General features: G+C 73.0%; 18 protein-coding genes and 1 tRNA gene. 2 read left to right on the top strand and 17 right to left on the bottom strand.

The genetic code is table 11. The features are described from left to right. The 9 genes from SJ20_RS07325 to rpsB all read right to left on the bottom strand — a co-directional run. Nucleotides 1-359, bottom strand: a 359-nt coding sequence (locus SJ20_RS07325; RefSeq protein ID WP_044659474.1) for a biotin/lipoyl-containing protein, incomplete at its 3' end; no start/stop codon positions are given. Further along, nucleotides 356-1,411, bottom strand: coding sequence for an alpha-ketoacid dehydrogenase subunit beta (locus tag SJ20_RS07320; protein WP_044659478.1), 1,056 nt, complete (start codon nucleotides 1,409-1,411; stop codon nucleotides 356-358). The genes SJ20_RS07325 and SJ20_RS07320, both read right to left, overlap by 4 nt. An 8-nt stretch (nucleotides 1,412-1,419) precedes the next feature. Continuing rightward, complete coding sequence (gene pdhA, locus SJ20_RS07315; RefSeq protein ID WP_041105099.1) at nucleotides 1,420-2,574, bottom strand: pyruvate dehydrogenase (acetyl-transferring) E1 component subunit alpha; 1,155 nt, start codon at nucleotides 2,572-2,574, stop codon at nucleotides 1,420-1,422. Between the two features lie 154 nt (nucleotides 2,575-2,728). Next, on the bottom strand, nucleotides 2,729-3,328 hold the full coding sequence (locus SJ20_RS07310; protein WP_041105097.1) for a DivIVA domain-containing protein: 600 nt from the start codon (nucleotides 3,326-3,328) through the stop codon (nucleotides 2,729-2,731). A gap of 49 nt (nucleotides 3,329-3,377) precedes the next feature. Then, nucleotides 3,378-4,214, bottom strand: coding sequence for a phosphatidate cytidylyltransferase (locus tag SJ20_RS07305; RefSeq protein ID WP_044659473.1), 837 nt, complete (start codon nucleotides 4,212-4,214; stop codon nucleotides 3,378-3,380). Nucleotides 4,215-4,239: 25 nt separating this feature from the next. Then, entirely contained in the window at nucleotides 4,240-4,797 is a 558-nt protein-coding gene (frr, locus tag SJ20_RS07300) for a ribosome recycling factor (protein WP_036314042.1), read from the bottom strand. Between the two features lie 53 nt (nucleotides 4,798-4,850). Then, nucleotides 4,851-5,618 (bottom strand): UMP kinase, encoded by a 768-nt coding sequence (pyrH, locus tag SJ20_RS07295; RefSeq protein WP_002857706.1) that lies wholly within the window; start codon nucleotides 5,616-5,618, stop codon nucleotides 4,851-4,853. Between the two features lie 214 nt (nucleotides 5,619-5,832). Beyond that, complete coding sequence (gene tsf / locus SJ20_RS07290; RefSeq protein WP_044659472.1) at nucleotides 5,833-6,669, bottom strand: translation elongation factor Ts; 837 nt, start codon at nucleotides 6,667-6,669, stop codon at nucleotides 5,833-5,835. Nucleotides 6,670-6,772: 103 nt separating this feature from the next. After that, the gene (rpsB, locus tag SJ20_RS07285; RefSeq protein WP_036339469.1) at nucleotides 6,773-7,666 is read right to left on the bottom strand and encodes a 30S ribosomal protein S2; all 894 of its coding nucleotides are present in this window, start codon (nucleotides 7,664-7,666) and stop codon (nucleotides 6,773-6,775) included. 404 nt (nucleotides 7,667-8,070) lie between these two features. Between rpsB and SJ20_RS07280 the strand changes: the two genes are divergently transcribed. Next, entirely contained in the window at nucleotides 8,071-8,745 is a 675-nt protein-coding gene (locus SJ20_RS07280; protein WP_052001192.1) for a peptidoglycan DD-metalloendopeptidase family protein, read from the top strand. Here the strand turns inward: SJ20_RS07280 and SJ20_RS07275 are convergent. Beyond that, nucleotides 8,681-9,883, bottom strand: coding sequence for a glycosyltransferase (locus SJ20_RS07275; protein WP_082067604.1), 1,203 nt, complete (start codon nucleotides 9,881-9,883; stop codon nucleotides 8,681-8,683). The genes SJ20_RS07280 and SJ20_RS07275 overlap by 65 nt on opposite strands. 312 nt (nucleotides 9,884-10,195) lie before the next feature. Between SJ20_RS07275 and SJ20_RS07270 the strand changes: the two genes are divergently transcribed. Then, nucleotides 10,196-11,074, top strand: a complete 879-nt coding sequence (locus tag SJ20_RS07270; protein WP_044659471.1) for a LysM peptidoglycan-binding domain-containing C40 family peptidase — start codon at nucleotides 10,196-10,198, stop codon at nucleotides 11,072-11,074. Between the two features lie 61 nt (nucleotides 11,075-11,135). Here the strand turns inward: SJ20_RS07270 and SJ20_RS07265 are convergent. The 7 genes from SJ20_RS07265 to SJ20_RS07235 form a co-directional block, all read right to left on the bottom strand. Then, nucleotides 11,136-11,209 (bottom strand) — tRNA-Ile (locus SJ20_RS07265). 45 nt (nucleotides 11,210-11,254) lie between these two features. Next, on the bottom strand, nucleotides 11,255-12,475 hold the full coding sequence (locus tag SJ20_RS07260; protein WP_020624489.1) for a glycosyltransferase: 1,221 nt from the start codon (nucleotides 12,473-12,475) through the stop codon (nucleotides 11,255-11,257). Nucleotides 12,476-12,601: 126 nt separating this feature from the next. Next, nucleotides 12,602-13,243, bottom strand: a complete 642-nt coding sequence (locus tag SJ20_RS07255) for a CDP-alcohol phosphatidyltransferase family protein (RefSeq protein WP_020624488.1) — start codon at nucleotides 13,241-13,243, stop codon at nucleotides 12,602-12,604. A 156-nt stretch (nucleotides 13,244-13,399) separates the two neighbouring features. After that, nucleotides 13,400-14,323 (bottom strand): phage holin family protein, encoded by a 924-nt coding sequence (locus SJ20_RS07250; RefSeq protein WP_044659470.1) that lies wholly within the window; start codon nucleotides 14,321-14,323, stop codon nucleotides 13,400-13,402. A gap of 131 nt (nucleotides 14,324-14,454) precedes the next feature. Beyond that, complete coding sequence (locus tag SJ20_RS07245; protein WP_044659469.1) at nucleotides 14,455-15,288, bottom strand: aldo/keto reductase; 834 nt, start codon at nucleotides 15,286-15,288, stop codon at nucleotides 14,455-14,457. Between the two features lie 80 nt (nucleotides 15,289-15,368). Next, the gene (locus tag SJ20_RS07240; RefSeq protein WP_044659468.1) at nucleotides 15,369-16,439 is read right to left on the bottom strand and encodes a nucleoside hydrolase; all 1,071 of its coding nucleotides are present in this window, start codon (nucleotides 16,437-16,439) and stop codon (nucleotides 15,369-15,371) included. Then, entirely contained in the window at nucleotides 16,436-17,374 is a 939-nt protein-coding gene (locus SJ20_RS07235) for an SDR family oxidoreductase (RefSeq protein ID WP_044659467.1), read from the bottom strand. Before SJ20_RS07235 ends, SJ20_RS07240 begins: the two co-directional genes overlap by 4 nt. Nucleotides 17,375-17,490 lie beyond the last annotated feature (116 nt).

The following is a 17,490-nucleotide window of genomic DNA, read 5'->3' as shown; positions in this document are numbered from 1 at the left end:
GCGGAGCCGCGCCGCGCACGGCGGCCGGGCTTGCCGGTGTCCGGCGCGGCGCCGTAGCCGACGAGGGTGGGCACGCGGCCGTCACCCTCGGCGGGCCCGCCGACGTCGGACTCGGCGCCCTCGAGGGTGAAGGTCACCAGGGGCGCACCGACCTCGAGGGTCTCACCCTCGGCGCCGTGCAGGGCCGCGACGACGCCCGCGAACGGGCTCGAGACCTCGACCACGGCCTTGGCCGTCTCGACGTCGGCGAGCACCTGGTTCACGCTCACCGCGTCGCCCTCGGCCACGCGCCACGTCACGATCTCGGACTCGGTCAGGCCCTCGCCGAGGTCGGGCAGGCGGAAGGTCTTCTGGCTCATCGGGTCTCCTCCCCGGCGTTCTGGGCCGCGAGGAACTGCTCGGCGGTCTCGGGGGCGGCGAACGCGTCCACGGAGTCCAGCGAATTCGGTCGGCCCAGAGCACGGTCCAGGCCGTCGAGGATGCGGTCGAGGTCCGGCAGGTGCAGGTGCTCGAGCTTGGACGGCGGGTAGGGCACGTCCATGCCGGTGACGCGCACCGGCGGGGCCTCGAGCCAGTGGAACGCGCGCTCGGCCACCGTGGCCACGAGCTCGGCGCCGAGGCCGCCGGTGCGGGAGGCCTCGTGCGCCACGACGAGCCGGCCGGTGCGCCGCACCGAGGACTCGACGAGGCCGGTGTCCAGCGGGGACAGGCTGCGCAGGTCGACCACCTCGACCTCGACGCCCTCCTCGGCCGCCACCTCGGCGGCCTGCAGGGCGGTCTTCACGAGCGGGCCGTAGGCCACGAGCGTGGCGTCACGGCCCTCGCGCAGGATGCGGGCCGGGCTCATCGGCGGGATCGCGACGTCCAGGTCCACGTCGCCCTTGTCGTGGTAGCGACGCTTGGGCTCGAGGTAGACCACCGGGTCCTCCGAGGCGATCGCGGCGCGGATGAGGTCGTACCCCTCCTGTGGGGAGGACGGGGAGACCACGCGCAGGCCCGCGGTGTGCAGGAAGTAGGCCTCGGGCGACTCGGAGTGGTGCTCCGGGGAGCCGATGCCGCCGCCGAAGGGGATGCGGATGGTGACCGGCATCGGCACGGCGCCGCGGGTGCGGGCACGCAGCTTGGCCAGGTTCGCCACGATCTGGTCGAACGCCGGGTACACGAAGCCGTCGAACTGGATCTCGACGACGGGCCGGTAGCCGCGCATCGCCAGGCCGATGGCCGTGCCCACGATGCCGGACTCGGCCAGCGGGGTGTCGAGCACCCGGTCCTCGCCGAACTCGGCCTGCAGGCCGTCGGTGATGCGGAACACGCCGCCGAGGGCGCCGATGTCCTCGCCCATGAGCAGGACCTTGGGGTCGTCGGCCAGGGCACGGTGCAGGCCGCGGTTGATCGCACGGCCGAAGGTCATGCGCTCGCTCACGCGCCCGCCTCCTCGTCGTCGAACTGCTGCAGGTAGAGGGCGTGCTCGCGGCGCTGCCGCTCGAGCTCCTGGTGGGGCTCAGCGTAGATCTCGTCGAAGAGCCTGTCCGCGCCGTCCTCCTCGAGCGCCTCGAGGGCGCGGCGGACCTCGGCCGCCAGCTCGTCGGCCTCGGCCTGGGCCTGTGCGAGCACGGCGTCCACGTCCACATCGAGGGTGCGCAGGTGCGCCTCCACGCGGGTCAACGGGTCACGGGCCTTCCAGGCCTCGAGCTCGGCGTCGTCCCGGTAGCGGGTGGGGTCGTCCGCGGTGGTGTGCGGGCCCATGCGGTAGGTGACGGCCTCGATGAAGGTGGGACCGCCCCCGTCGGCCGCGCGCTCGACGGCGGCGCGGGTCGCGGCGAGCACGGCCAGGACGTCGTTGCCGTCCACGCGCATCGACGGGATGCCGAAGCCCCACGGGCGGTCCGCGATGCTGCGGCGGGTCTGCAGGCGCACGGGCTCGGAGATGGCCCAGTGGTTGTTCTGGCAGAAGAACACCACGGGCGACTGGTACGAGGCGCTGAAGACCATGGCCTCGTTGACGTCTCCCTGGCTCGTGGCGCCGTCGCCGAAGTAGACGATCGTGGCGACGTCCGCCTGGTCCCGCTGGACGCCCATCGCATAGCCGACGGCGTGCAGGGCCTGCGCGCCGATGATGATCTGCTGGGTGGCCACCCGCGTCTCGTTCGGGTCCCAGCTCGAGAACGTGGAGCCGCGCCACACCCGCAGCAGGTCCAGCGCGGGGACGCCGCGCAGCAGGGCCACGCCGTTCTCGCGGTAGGACGGGAAGACGAAGTCGTCCGGGCGCAGCGCGACGGCGGAGCCCACCTGGGCGGCCTCCTGGCCCAGCAGCGGCGGCCACAGGGCCAGCTCGCCCTGACGCTGCAGGTGCGTGGCCTCGACGTCGAGGCGACGGACCACGGCCATCTGGCGGTACAGCGCGGCGAGGGCGTCGGCGTCGACGTCCTCGATCCACGGGTCGAGCTCCGGCTGCGGACGGCGGCGGCCCTCCGCGTCGAGCACCTGGAGCATCACGGCCTCGGCCGGGCCCGCCGGGGGCGGAGAGCCGGCGGACTGTCCGCCGGTGGGACGGGTGTGGTCCACGAGGGTCACTGCACTGCCTTCCGATCGACGCCCACGGTGCGGGGCGAGGGAGTTGTACGCATGCGCGAGCAGGGGTGGAGCGCGCGGCGTCTCGGTGGTGTGATTGTAATCACTCCAGTGTGATCTGCGCCACTCTCCCGGGCCGCCGCGCGAGGGCAGGGTGTCAGGCGCGGCGCAGCAGCACGTCGACGGCGGCGTCGAGGTAGGCGTCGACCTGGCCCTCCTCGTAGCCGGCGGCACCCTCCGCCTCGCCGAACGACGCGCGGCGCACGTCGTCCGCGGTCAGCCCGCCCTCGGCGTCGGGATCCGTCGAGCCCTCCGCGCCGGCCAGGGTGACGCGCAGGCGGTCCACGAGCGCGTCCACCTGGTCCACGTCGTAGCTCACAGCGTCCGCGCGGGAGGGGCGGCGGAAGCGCTCCGCCGGGGCCCGATCGGCGCGGGCCACGAGTTCGGCCACGCGCTCCTCGAGGTCCGCGGCCCAGTCCTCGTCCCCGCGCTCGGCGACGAAGGCCTGACGCTCGGCGGCGGCCAGCTCCTCCTCCAGACGGTCCAGCTCGTCGTCCACCTCGTCGGTGGCGTAGCCGCCGTTGACGGTCGCGAAGCGGGCCTGGCGCACCTCCTCCGCCGTCAGCGGGGCACCGCCGTCGCGCGCCTCACGGGCACGCGCCATGAAGGCGTCCACGTGGGTGGTCTCGTAGCCGATCTCGTCCTGCTCGACGAGCTCGAAGACCGGCTCGGTGTCCGGGGTGGTGCGGGGGGTCATGGGCGTCTCCTGCGGTGCGGGTCCCGGACGTGCCGGGTCGAGGGGTGGATCAGGTCAGGGGCAGCGCCAGCACGGTGTAGGCCACCGGCGAGGCGAACACGAGGGAGTCCAGGCGGTCCATCACGCCGCCGTGGCCGGGCAGGGCGGAGGACATGTCCTTGATGCCGAGCTCACGCTTGACCATGGACTCGGAGAAGTCCCCCGCGGTGGCGGCGGCGACGGTGGTCACGCCGAGGACGGCGCCGACCCACCACGGCTGGCCGACCAGCAGGGGGACGGCGACGACGCCCACCAGCACCGAGCCCGCCAGGGAGCCGGCCAGGCCCTCCCAGGACTTCTTGGGGCTGATGCGCGGGGCGATCGGGGTGCGGCCGAAGCGGTAGCCCACGATGTAGCCGAACGTGTCGTTGGAGACCACCATCAGCAGCAGGACCGCCACCATGCGGTGCCCCAGCGGCTCGTCCAGGAGCGCCGCGGCGAAGGAGAGCAGGAACGGCGCCCACAGCACGATGAACACGCCCGCGAGCATGAACTGGCCCGCCGGACGCCGGCGCGTCAGCGCCGTCCACACGGCCACCAGCGCCAGGCATGCCACCAGGGCGATGAACAGCGCGGGCACCCCCCACCGCCACGCGGTGAGCGGCAGGACCGCCGCGGCCACCCAGAGCGGGGGCCGCGGCACGTCCAGGCCGATGCCGCGCACCGCCGTCGCGATCTCGGACACCGCGCCGACCAGCAGGGCGACCACGAGCACGACCAGCAGCCAGTCGAGCCAGAAGAGGCCGACCAGGGCCGTCGCCAGCAGCCCCACCCCCACGAGGACGGCGGACTTGAGGTCGCGGCCGCCGCGCGGGGGTGCGGGCGAGGTGGACACGGCGGAGGTCATGGGGCGAGCGCGGACGGCGGGAGGCTCAGACCTCCAGCAGCTCCTGCTCCTTGTTCTTGGCCATCTCGTCGATGAGCTCGACGTGGCGTTTGGTGAGCGCGTCCAGCTCCTTCTCGCCGCGGGCACCCTCGTCCTCGCCGACCTCGCCGTCCTTGACGGCCTTGTCCATGGCCTCCTTGGCCTTGCGGCGGGCATTGCGCACGGAGATCTTGTGCTCCTCCGCCTTGGACTTGACCAGCTTCACGTACTCCTTGCGGCGCTCCTCGGTCAGCTCCGGCATCACGATGCGGATGACCTTGCCGTCGTTGGACGGGTTCGCGCCGACCTCGGACTCGGACAGCGCCTTCTCGATGTTGCGCAGGGCCGACTGGTCGAACGGGGTGATGAGCAGCGTGCGGGCGTCCGTGGTGGTGAAGGACGCCAGCTGCTGCAGCGGGGTGAACGAGCCGTAGTAGTCGACCATCACCTTGGAGTAGAGGCCCGGGTTGGCGCGGCCCGTGCGCACGGAGGCGAAGTCCTCACGCGTGGCCTCGATGGTGCGGTCCATCTGCTCTTCGGCGGACTGCAGGGTCTCCTGGATCACGGTGTCTCCTCGGTGTGGTGGAACAGGTCTGCCGCCATCCTACGCGGCGCGCCTCAGACGGTGACGGTGGTGCCGATCGGCTCGCCGAGCAGGGCGCGGGTCACGTTGCCCGGGCCCTCCATGCCGAACACGCGCATGTCCAGGTCGTTGTCCTTGCACATGGTCATGGCGGTCAGGTCCATCACGCGGATGTTCCGCAGCAGCGCCTCGTCGTAGGTCAGGTGCGTGAGACGCTCGGCGGTGGGGTCCTTCTTGGGGTCCGCGGTGTAGACGCCGTCCACGCCGGACTTGGCCATCAGGACCTCGTCCGCCCCGACCTCGAGGGCACGCTGGGCCGCCACGGTGTCCGTGGAGAAGTAGGGCAGGCCGGTGCCTGCGCCGAAGATCACGACGCGGCCCTTCTGCATGTGGCGGATGGCGCGCAGCGGGATGTAGGACTCCGCCACCTGCTCCATGTGGATGGCGGACTGCACGCGCGTGGTGACCCCGGCCTGGATGAGGAAGTCCTGCAGGGCCAGGCAGTTCATCACGGTGCCGAGCATGCCCATGTAGTCGGCGCGGCGGCGGTCCATCCCGTTCTCGGACAGCTCCGCGCCACGGAAGAAGTTGCCGCCGCCGACGACGATCGCGATCTCCACCTGGTCCGCCGCGGCGGCGATCTGCTCGGCGATGCCGCGGACGGTCTCCGGGTCCACGCCGATCTTGCCGCCGCCGAACACCTCGCCCGAGAGCTTGAGCAGCACGCGACGGCGGCCGGTGTCGTCCGAGGTCTGCGGGGCGTGGGCGGTGGTCGGGTCCTCGGGGGCGCGGTTCGTCTCCATGGGAAGCATCTCCTGGTCGGTGGGGGTCGGGCCGGAGACGGCCGTGGGGCCGTCCGGGGGCGGACACGCGGACGGGGTGGCCGCCCGGTCGGGGCGGCCACCCCGTCATGCGATGGTCGTCGGCGCCGTCCGGCGCCGGAGTGGACCTCGGGTCGCTCCCGATCCTACGCCCCCGCGGGGCGTGGACCGGGAGCGGCCGGTCCGGGTGCGGCGGTCAGTTGCCGACGCGGAAGCGGGCGAACCCGGTGACGTTGGTGCCGGCGTCGGAGGCGACCTTGCCGACGGTCTGCTTCGGGTCCTTCGCGAACGGCTGGTCCACGAGCACGATCTCCTTGAAGAAGCCGGTCATGCGGCCCTCCACGATCTTCGGCAGGGCCTGCTCCGGCTTGCCCTCGGCACGGGCGGTCTCATCGGCGATGCGACGCTCGTTCTCGACGGTCTCGGCCGGCACGTCCTCACGGGTGAGGTACGTGGGCGAGTAGGCCGCGACGTGCACGGCGATGTCGTGCGCGGCGGTCTTGGCCTCGGCGGAGTCGGCGTCCACGGCGAGGAGCACGCCCACCTGGGCCGGCAGGTCCTTGGAGGTCTTGTGCAGGTAGGCGTCCACGTAGGCGCCCTCCACGCGGGCCAGGCGGCGCACGGCCACCTTCTCGCCCAGCAGGGCGCCCTCCTCGGTCACGTAGTCGCCCAGGGTGCGGCCCTCGTGCTCGGAGGCCAGCAGGCCGTCGACGTCGGTGGCGCCGGAGGCGACGGCGGCGCGCAGCACCACGTCGCCCAGGGCGATGAACTTGTCGGCCTTGGCCACGAAGTCGGTCTCGCAGTTGAGCTCGATCATGACGCCGACGCCGTTCTCGACGGTCGCGGCCACGAGGCCCTCGGCGGCCGAGCGGCCCTCGCGCTTGGTGGCGCCCTTGAGGCCCTTCACGCGGATGATCTCGATGGCCTTCTCGGCGTCGCCGTCGGCCTCGTCCAGAGCCTTCTTCACGTCCATCATGCCGGCGCCGGTGCGCTCGCGCAGGGCCTTGATGTCAGCAGCGGTGTAGTTCGCCATGCTCGTTCGGTCCTTCCCGTGGTGTGGGTTGTGCGGGATGTTCGGGGTCTGATCCGGTCCGTCGGCCCGGCCGGGTGAGGCCGGGCCGACGGACCGGCCGGGATCACTCGCCCTGCGGGGCGGCCTCGGCGGCGGGGGCCTCGGCCCGCTCGGCCGGCGCCTCGGCAGCGGGGGCCTCGGCCTGCTCGGCCGGTGCCTCGGCGGCGGGGGCCTCGGCCTGCTCGGCCTGCTGGGCGTTGTGCTGCTCGAGCAGCTCGCGCTCCCACTCGGCCATCGGCTCGGCGGCCGCCTGGCCGGACTTGCCGCCCTGGCGGGCGATCAGGCCCTCGGCGACCGCGTCCGCGACCACGCGGGTCAGCAGGTTCACGGAGCGGATGGCGTCGTCGTTGCCCGGGATCGGGTAGGCGACCTCGTCCGGATCGCAGTTGGTGTCCAGGATGGCGACGACCGGGATGCCGAGCTTCTGGGCCTCGTCGACGGCCAGGTGCTCCTTCTTGGTGTCCACGACCCACACGGCGGAGGGGGTCTTGGCCATGTTGCGGATGCCGCCGAGGTTGGCCTGCAGCTTCTCGAGCTCACGGTTGAGCAGCAGCAGCTCCTTCTTGGTGAACTGCGAGCCGGCCACGTCCTCGAAGTCGATCTCCTCGAGCTCCTTCATGCGCTGCACGCGCTTGGAGACGGTGGAGAAGTTGGTCAGCATGCCGCCGAGCCAGCGGTGGTTCACGTAGGGCATGCCCACGCGGCCGGCCTGCTCCGCGATGGCCTCCTGGGCCTGCTTCTTGGTGCCGACGAACAGGATGGTGCCGCCGTGGGCGACGGTCTCCTTGACGAACTCGTAGGCGCGGTCGATGTAGGACAGCGACTGCTGGAGGTCGATGATGTAGATGCCGTTGCGCTCGGTGAAGATGAAGCGCTTCATCTTGGGGTTCCAGCGGCGGGTCTGGTGGCCGAAGTGGACACCGGAGTCGAGGAGCTGGCGCATGGTCACGACGGGCATGACGTTCCCTTCTGTGGCAGCCGTGACACCCCGCGCTTCACGCGCGGGCGGTCTGCCGGTCGATTTCTTGACGGTTGGCGGCCGGCCCGGTCGGGCGGCCCCTGGCATCACGACGGCGGGCTGCCGGGCCCCACGAGCACCCGCGCCGACGCCCTCTCCAGGAGGACGGCGGGGACGGGACCGAGCGTGGGGGCTGGGCCGCTGGAGCGACCCACCGCGATGCGCGGAGTCGGTGTCCGGGGCACAGCACTGGGCCGGCCACAGGACACCGCTGAGGTGAATCCTACCCCAGGTGGGCGACCGCTCCCATCGCCGACTCCTGCACAGGGACCGGTGCGGCGGGCGCTCTCCACGATCGCACTGCGGGCCCGCCACGCGGCCGCCCGGGACGCCAGGCTGTCGCCATGACCCCACGCACCCACCTCCCCCGTCCGCTCCCGCGCCCGCACATCGCGGGGTGCGTCGCGGCGGCCCTGCTCGCCTGGCTCGTCCTCGCCTCGGGGGTGGGCGGCCTCGACGCCGTGCCGCGGGCCACGTCCGCACCGTCGGGGCGCGACGCGCTGCTGCTCGTCGCGGCGTCCCCGGCAGGTCCGGGATCGACGGCCGCGCCGGTCGCGTGGCACGCGCCCGTGGCCGGCGCCGCCCCGGATGACGTGCTCCGCGCGTTCGTCGCGCCCGAGCGACCGTGGGGTCGGGGGCACCGGGGCGTGGACCTCGCCGTGCCGTCCGGCGCAGCGATCCGGGCACCGGCGGCGGGCCGAGTCGTGTTCGCCGGGGTCGTGGTCGACCGCCCCGTGCTGACCCTCGAGCACGAGGACGGGACCCGCAGCTCGCTCGAGCCGGTGGAGGCGGATGTCGCCGTGGGGGCCGTCGTCGCCGCAGGCGACCCGGTGGGGCGACTGGCCGGGGCGCCACCCCACTGCACGCGGGCGTGCGTGCACTGGGGCGTGCGGGAGCCCGACGGCTGGCGGGTGGGGGACGCGGCCTTCGATCGCTACCTCGACCCGCTGGTGCTCATCGGCTGGAGCGGTCCGTCCGTGCTCTGGCCGCACGCCGCGCCGCACCCAGCGCGGCCGTGAGGTCCAGGAGTCGGCGAGCGGACTCGTCCCAGCTGAACCGGGCCGCCTGAGCGACGCTCGCCCGGGAGGCCGCGGCGAACTCGGCGGGGTCCTCGAGCTCCCGCACACGGGCCGCGAGCGCGGCCGCCCGGTCCCCCTCGAGCGGGACACCCCGGAAGGACGGGGTGCCCGCGCCGGCGATCTCGCGGAAGATCGGCAGGTCCGAGCACACCACCGGCGTGCCATGGGCCATCGCCTCGGCCACGGGCAGGCCGAAGCCCTCGGCGCGGGAGAGGGTGACGGCCGCGGTGGCCCGGCGGAGCAGGCGCACGTACTCGGCCTCGTCGGTGCCGTCGTGGAAGACCACGTCCGCGCCGGCGGCCCCCGCGGCGGCGCGGCGCGCGGCCAGCCGGGCCTCGAGCTGCCCGCGGCGCTCCGGGCTGATGCGGGAGAGCAGGTGCAGCGCGTAGCCCGGCAGCAGGGGCGCGGCCGCCACGAGGGACTCGATGTCCTTGTAGTCCATGAACGAGCCCATGTAGAGCAGCGTGCGGTCCGGGGTCTCGTCCGGGTCACGCGGCTCCGGTACCGTCTGCGCCGCATTGGCGATGACGTGGACCGGACGCCGGGTGAGGCGGTGCCGGTCGATGAGCTCCGCCGTCGTCCGGGAGACCGTGGCGACCGCGTCCGCGCGGTCGAGCAGGAGCCGCTGCGGGGTCTTGGTCAGGTGGTAGGCCCGCCACAGCCAGCGGATCGGCTCGGGCAGGTTCCGCGGCGGGGTGCGGTGCTCGTAGTAGATGAGGTCGTGGAGCGTGAGGATCAGCGCGTAGTCCCGCCCCCACGACCCCATGGTCTGCATGGGCGAGAAGACGACGTCCGGTCGCAGGCGCGCGACCTGACGGGCCACGAACGGCTCGCGTGGGGAGGTGGGGCCGGAGACGAGGTGCCACGGCACGCCGTCCGGGAGCAGGGCCAGCTGTCGTTCGTCCGAGATCAGCATCGCGACTTCGACCTCGACGTCGGCCCCCTCCGGGCCCGGCGCGTCGGTCCGGCGGGCGACCGCCTCGAGGAGGCTCGCGCCGTAGCGGGAGATGCCGTCGTGGAAGTCGGTGCGGGTGTAGCGGGCGTCCATCAGCAGGCGCAGGGGGCGGGAGGGGCTCACCCGCACCACGCTAGCGCCGCGCCGGAGAGGGGCGGGGACAGCCGCGCACGGTAGGTGCCGACCGGGGCGCGTCGAGCGCCGATCGGCCACCTGGACGTCATCCGAATTTCTGATTGCGTTTCGATAACGATCGTGTATCTTGATCACGGATCGGTTACAGCCGATCCGCCACACCGGGGCTTCCTCCGCGTCCTCGCGTACCCGGTCATCCGCACTGCTCGTCAACTCGCACCCGCGGTCCGGCCTCGTTCCGGGCATCGCCCGGAGGCACCGCCCTCATGGGCCGCAGGTCCTGTCCGGGAAGAAGATCCGATGTCCGTGACCTCCTCGCACGCCGCTGTGCGTCGCGCCCCCCGCACCGCCGCCGCCTCCGTGGCCCTCGCCCTGGGCGCCGCCGCCCTGACCGGCGTCGGCACCGTGTCCGTCGCCGAGACCGCCCAGGCCGCCGAGACCACCTACACCGTCCGCTCCGGCGACGGCTGGTGGATCATCGCCCAGCGCACCGGCGTCTCCATGTCCAGGTTGCAGTCGCTCAACGGCATGACCGCCGCGACCGTGCTGCATCCCGGCATGGTCCTCAAGACCTCCGGCACTGCCACCCCGACCCCGGCCCCGGCGCCGTCCACCTCGGGCTCGACCTACACCGTGCTGGCCGGCGACGGCTGGTGGATCATCTCCTACCGCACGGGGGTGTCCGCCTCGATCCTGCAGTCCATCAACGGCATGAGCTCCTCGACCATGCTCCACCCGGGGATGGTCCTGAAGACCACCTCGGTCTCCACCTCCAGCGCCCCTGCCCCTGCGCCGGCGCCCGCGTCCAAGCAGGCTGCCGTCGACTACGTGCGCTCCGCCGTCCGGAACCCGTCCTCCTATTACGTGTGGGGCGGCAACGGCCCCTCCGGCTTCGACTGCTCCGGCCTCACCCAGCAGGCCATGGCCCGGGCCGGCATCTCCATCCCGCGCCGCGCCGGCGACCAGTACCTCGCCGCGAAGTCCTACGTGCCGATCTCCCAGGCCCAGCCCGGCGACCTCGTGTTCTATGCGAACCAGTCCACCGGCCGCATCTACCACACGGCCATGTACATGGGCGGCGGCCAGCTCGCCCACGCCCTCAACGAGGACGCGGGCCTAGTGTTCACCTCCACGACGATCATGAAGTCCGACATGCTCGCGGTGGCCGCCCGCTACTGAGCACCGGCACGACGACGGCCCCCGGCCCGCGCCATACCGCGCGGCCGGGGGCCGTTTTCTGTAGGGCGTGCGGGACTTGAACCCGCGACCCAGGGATTATGAGTCCCCTGCTCTGACCGACTGAGCTAACGCCCCTCCCCCGCGGCATCGCGCGGGACCCGCCCATCCTACCGACGGGTCTCAGAGCATCGCGCGGACCTCGGCGGCCGTCGCGCCGCGGTAGAGGCGCTCGAAGATGTCCACCGTCTTCTGGGCGGAATGATGCAGGGCCTTCGCGTGGGACGCCTCGCCCATGGCGGCGCGGTCCGCGTCCGAGAGGTCGAGGATCCGGGCGATCCGATCGGCCAGGGCCACGTGGTCCCCGGGCGGGAAGAGGTGGCCGTTGACGCCCTCGTCCACGAGGTGGGGCAACGCGAGGGCGTCCGCGAGGACCACCGGGGTGGACGCGCTGAGCGCCTCGAGGGTCACGAGGGACTGCAGCTCCGCCGTGCCCGGCTGGCAGAACACGTCGGCGCGCAGGTAGGCCGCCCGCAGCTCCTCCTCGGAGACGTGGCCGCGCAGCAGGACGCGGTCGGCCACCCCCTCCTCGTCCACCGTGGCACGGATGCGGTCGCGCTGCTCGCCGTCGCCGACGATCTCGGCGTGCACGTCCAGGTCGGGGCGGGTGCGGGCCAGGTGCGCGATCGCACGGATCAGCACCTCCACGTTCTTCTCCACGGCCAGCCGCCCCACGAAGAGCACGACCGGATGGCCGGGATGGTCCACCCTCTCCCCCGGCTGCAGCTCGTAGGCGCTCGCGTCGATGCCGTTGGAGACCGGGAGAACGTTGTCCAGGCCGGCGTGCTCGGCCATGGCCTGCGCGGCGAGGGCCGTGGGGGTGGTGACCACCGCGCCCTTGCCCATGAGTCGACCCATGTCCTTCCACGACACCCGGGAGACGATGTCCAGGAACCACTGCGGGAACGGCAGGAACGGCTCGAGGTTCTCCGGCATGAAGTGGTTCGTGGAGACGATCCGGATGCGGCGCCGCTCGGCCTCGTTGATGGCGGCCTCGCCGATCATGTAGTGGCACTGGGCGTGCACGACGTCCGGCTGGACCTCGCGGTAGATGCGGCGGAAGGAGATCTTGGCATGCCGCGGGAGCACCACACGGTAGTACTCGTGCGTCGGCGCCGGCAGGGAGCGCAGCAGGTGCACGGTGGCCTCCGGCCGGTGCTCCACGGTGTCCGGGCCGGCGTCACTGCGCGGCATCACGACGTGGACCTCGTGGCCGCGCGCGTGCAGCGCCGTGGCGAGGCGGTGGCCGAAGGTGGCGGCCCCGTTGACGTGCGGCGGATAGGTGTCTGCGGCGATCAGCACCTTCAGGGGGCGGTCGGCGGCGATCCCGGGACGGTCGGACACGGCGGTACCTCTCTGTGGTGGCGATGGCACGACGGCGCCCGGCCCGTGCCGTGAGGATCGGCCGCGGGCACGGCGCGCGTCCCACGGTAGCAACCGTCGGCGCCGGCACGAGGATGCGCGAGGGGGTCAGCCCCGGCGGGACGGGTGCTCGCGCGGGTCCTGACCGTCCGCCCGCAGGCCGCGGGCCTTGCCCACCGCGCGCACGAGGTAGTCCCCCGCGGCGAGGATGTGCAGCAGGCAACCGGCGCCGACCAGAGCCAGGGCCACGCCGCTCCACGGGCCGCCGTCGACCCCCGGCACACGGGCGAGCAGCAGCAGGGGCGTGCCCACCAGCAGCAGCGCGGTGCGCACCTTGCCCAGGACCGTGACCGGCAGATCCGGGCTGCCGCCGAACAGCCACAGGCACACGGCGGCGAGCACGAGGTCCGGGATCGCGATGGCCAGGGCGAGCCAGAGCGGGGCGATGCCGGTGGCCACGAACGTCACGGCCACCACCAGCAGGGAGAGGCGGTCCGCCACCGGGTCGAGCCACCGCCCGACCGTGGAGATCATGTCGAACCGGCGCGCCACGTAGCCGTCCACCCAGTCCGTGCCGGAGAGCACCGCCAGGATCACGAACGCGTCCAGGTGCCGGCCGTCGACGGTGAGCCACACGAACACCGGGACCAGGGCGAAGCGGGCCAGGGTGATGAGGTTCGGCACGGTCAGCCAGGTGTCGCGGACGCGGTACTCGTGGCCCTCGCGCAGGCCGACGTCGATCACACGCATGGGTCGCTCCTCCAGGGTCCGCGGGCGGACGCCCCCGCCGGGCGCCCCACACGCCCAGCCTACCGACGCCGTCGCCCCTCCCCGCAGACGACGAGGCCCCGATCCGTGGGGATCGGGGCCTCAGGGGCCGGGGAGGGCGGGCACCCCCCCCCCGGGTCAGCGGCGGCAGAGGCGGCCGGCGAGCGCCACGAACGCGGCGGAGGAGGCGCCGAGCAGCGCGAGCGGCTGCCAGTTGTCCTTCACGTAGTCCTCGGCCTCGGCGGTCCGCTCCCCCGCGCGGGCGGCACCGGTGAACGGCGCGGTCTGCTCGGTGGCGTGTGCGGTCTCGGGGGTGACGCCGCGACCCTTGCGCTGCGCGGCGAAGGCCGCGAGCTGGCCCTTCACGCTGGTCTTCTCGTCCAGGCCGGAGCGGATGTCGCCCAGGTGGCGGCGGCGCAGGTCGGCACGGCGACGGATCTCCGCCTCGCTGGCGTCGGCGCGGTCCGGATGGGGAGCGGCCTCGCCGTTCTTGCGGGCCTTCTCGTTCTCCTCCTTCTCCACCTTCTTCCGCTCGGCCTCGCGGGCGGCCTCGACACGCTTGGCCTCGGCGCGCTCCGCCTTGAGGCGGTCGTACTCGGCCGGATCGAAGGCGTTGCCCTCCTTGAGGTAGCCGAGGTCGTACTCGAGGTTGCGCACGATCTCCTGCGGCACGAGCGGCATGGCGCCCTTGACCATCATGAGGCCGACGCCGGCGAAGATCAGGCCGAGCACGAGGAACGCCAGCGCCACCATCAGCGCCGGGAACCAGAAGGTCGGGTCGGCGAAGGCGCCGATCAGGGTCACCACGAGGGCGACCACCATGAGTGCGAGGAAGAACAGGCCCACCACCGCGATGCCGGCGCCGATGCCGGCCTTCTTGCCCTTCGCGGCCACGTGCCTCTTGGCGAGCTCGAGCTCGTCCTTCATCTGCAGGGGCAACAGGCGCACGACGGCGCCGAGCAGGTCGGTCAGCGAGCTCGCGCGGGTCTGCGGGGTCACCGGGACGGCGGTCCGCGGCGCGCGGACCTTCGACGCATCGGCGGGGGGAGCCTGGTGGGACATGGTGCATGCCTTCCGTGGAGTGCCTGGACAGATGCGCCCGGGCGGCGCGGCGGTCGCCGGGCATTCTCGAGCAAAGCTATCACCGGCCCGCCCCCAGGGGGACGGGCCGGGTGCGCGCGATGGCGGCTGGATCAGAAGTCGATGACCGCCGGGTCGGGGCCGAGACGGCCGTCCTCGCGGTCGAGGGCGTCGATCCGGGCGACGTCGTCGTCGGTCAGCTCCACCCCCGCGGCCTCGAGGTTCGAGACGATGCGCTCGGGCGTCACGGACTTGGGGATGACCACGAAGCCGTGGGCGAGGTGCCACGCGATGACCACCTGGGCCGGCGTCGCGCCGCGGGCCTCGGCGATCTCCGTGACCACGGGGTCGGCGAGGAGGTCGCCGCCCTGACCGAGCGGGGACCAGGACTCGTGGACGATGCCGTGGCGGCCCTCGACCTCGCGCAGCTCGCGCTGCTGCCAGTACGGGTGGGTCTCGACCTGGTGGATCACGGGCACCACGCCGGTGGCCTCGATGATCTCCTCGAGCTGGGCGGCCGGGAAGTTGGAGACGCCGATCGAGCGCACCTTGCCCTGCTTCTGCGCCTCGATCAGGGCCTTCCAGGTGTCCAGGTACTTCCCCTGCGCCGGCTTGGCCCAGTGGATGAGGTAGAGGTCGACGTAGTCGGTGCCGAGCTTGTCGAGCGAGACGTCGAGGGCGGCGAGCGCCTCCTCGTAGCCCTGGTCCGAGTTCCACACCTTGGTGGTGAGGAACAGCTCCTCGCGGGCGACGCCGGACGCGGCGATGCCGCGGCCCACGCCCTCCTCGTTCCCGTAGATCGCGGCGGTGTCGATGTGGCGGTAGCCGGCCCGGATCGCCTGCTCGACGACGTCGGCCGCGACGTCGTCCTCGACCTGCCACACGCCGAGCCCGAGCTGCGGGATCTGCTGGCCGTCGTGGAAGGGGACGGTGGGAACGTCGGTCATGAGGGAGCTCCTGGAGGGTCGGGGTCGGGCGGATGCCTCGGGTGCAACCGCACGCGGACGGGGGGCATTCCCGACGGCGGTCACCGGGCCGGGGAACCGCCGTCGAGCGTGCGCTCCCCCGCGACGACGGCGCCCACCGCGCGGGCGAAGGCCGCGAACACCTCCGCGGGGTCGTTGGCCGTGACGAGCCGGGCGTTGGGGCGCCTGCCCCAGATGTCCCGCGTGTCGTGGACGGTGGTGCCGCGCAACAGCTCCGAGTCCGCCTCGACGTCGACGACGGTGGCCCGCGTGGCGATGCGGGCCTGGCCCGCGGCCACCTGGGCGGCGAAGAGGTCGTGCAGGTGGGCGATGTAGCCCTGGTCGTAGTCGTGGTGGAACTCGAAGTAGAAGCGCAGCGCGTCGGCGAGCACGTCCAGGACGGGGCTGCCGGTCGCGGCGTCCGGTCCGGCGACCCGCGGCCGGTCCGCGGACCAGCCGACGGGACGGGCCCCGGCGTCGGCCAGGAGGCCGTCCAGCAGGGCCGGCGTGTACTCGATCCGCTCCGTGGTCTCGAGCGCGCAGACGATCGGCAGGCGGTCCTCGGGCAGGCCCTCGACGGCCGCGAACACCTCCTTCGCGGCGTCCGGGTCCACCCAGGTGTTCCACTCGGCGGTGGGCGTGGTGTTGCCCGGATGATAGAAGGAGCCACCCATGATCACGATGCCGCGGGCGAGGAACGGCAGGCGCGGCTCGGCGCGCAGCGCGAGGGCCAGGTTCGTCAGCGGCGCGGTGCAGAGGATCGTCGTCTCCCCCGGGTGGGCCCGCAGCTCGTCCAGCCACACCTCCACGGCGGACCGGGACGAGAGCCGCTCGGGGCGCCGAACGATCCGGGCATGGCCGAGACCGCCGTCGCCGTGGGTCTCCGGGGTGGTGACCGCGGGGCGGCGCAGCGGGGTCTCGGCACCGACGGCCACCTCGACGTCGGCCCGACCGGCCAGGTCCAGCACCGCGGCGGTGTTGAGGGCGCAGTCCCGGGCGGTCGCGTTGCCGCCCGTGGTGGTGACGGCCGCGAGCTCGGGGCCGACACCGAGGCGGTGGGCGCCCACGAGGTGGAGCAGGGCGCAGGCGTCGTCGATGCCGGTGTCGACGTCGGCGAGGAGGCGGGCGGTCACGGGGTGGGCGTGCCGCCGTTGGCGTTGAGGGTCTCGCCGTTGACGTAGCTGGACTCGCCCGAGGCAAGGAACACGTAGGCGGGCGCCATCTCCACGGGCTGGCCGGCGCGGCCGATGGGGGTGCTGTGGCCGAACTCGGGCAGCTTCTCCTCGGGCTCACCGTAGGACACGTGCTGCACCGTCCAGATGGGCCCGGGCGCCACCGCGTTGACACGGATGCCCTTCGGGCCGAGCTGCTCGGCCAGGCCCTTGGTGAAGTTGTTGATGGCGCCCTTGGTGGCCGCGTAGTCGAGGAGCCTCGGGTTGGGGTTGTAGGCCTGCACCGAGGTGGTGTTCACGATCGTGCTGCCCGGGCCCATGTGCTTCAGCGCGGCGCGGCTGAGCGTGAACATGGACATGATGTTGATCTGGAACGTCTCGTGGACCTGCTCGTCGGTGAGATCGGTCAGGTCATCGGAGATGAACTGCTTGCCCGCGTTGTTCACGAGGATGTCCAGGCCGCCGAGGCGCTGCGCGGCCTCGTCCACGAGGGAGGCACGGTAGTCGGCGTCCATCAGGTCGCCCGGCAACGCGACGGCGGTGCGCCCGGCCGCCTCGATCGCCGCCAGGACGCGGTCGGCGTCGGGCTGCTCCTGAGGCAGGTAGGCGATGGCGACGTCCGCACCCTCACGGGCGTAGGCGATGGCGACCGCGGCACCGATGCCGGAGTCCCCGCCGGTGATCAGGGCCTTGCGGCCGGTCAGCCGACCCATCCCCCGGTACGAGTCCAGACCGATGTCCGGGACGGGATCCGTCTTCACGTCCAGGCCCGGCTCGGGCTGGCGCTGCTTGTCGACGCGGAGCTTCGGGTGGCGGGTGCGCGGGTCGTCGTGGGCCAGTTGGGAGTCCTGCACGGGGATCGCGGGGGCGTCGTCCTTCTTCTCTGGAGTGGTCATGGGCCCGATGCTACGCGGCGCGCGCCAGAGGGTGACAAGGGACGGAGCGCGGCGTCGTCGGCGGGGTGGCCCACGCGACGACGGCGCCGCGGCGGCTAGGGCGTGTCTGAGAATAG

The sequence above is a fragment of the Micrococcus sp. MS-ASIII-49 genome, assembly GCF_000946635.1.
In the GTDB taxonomy this organism is placed as follows: Bacteria; Actinomycetota; Actinomycetes; order Actinomycetales; family Micrococcaceae; genus Micrococcus; species Micrococcus luteus.
This window is presented reverse-complemented; position numbering and strand designations above follow the sequence as displayed.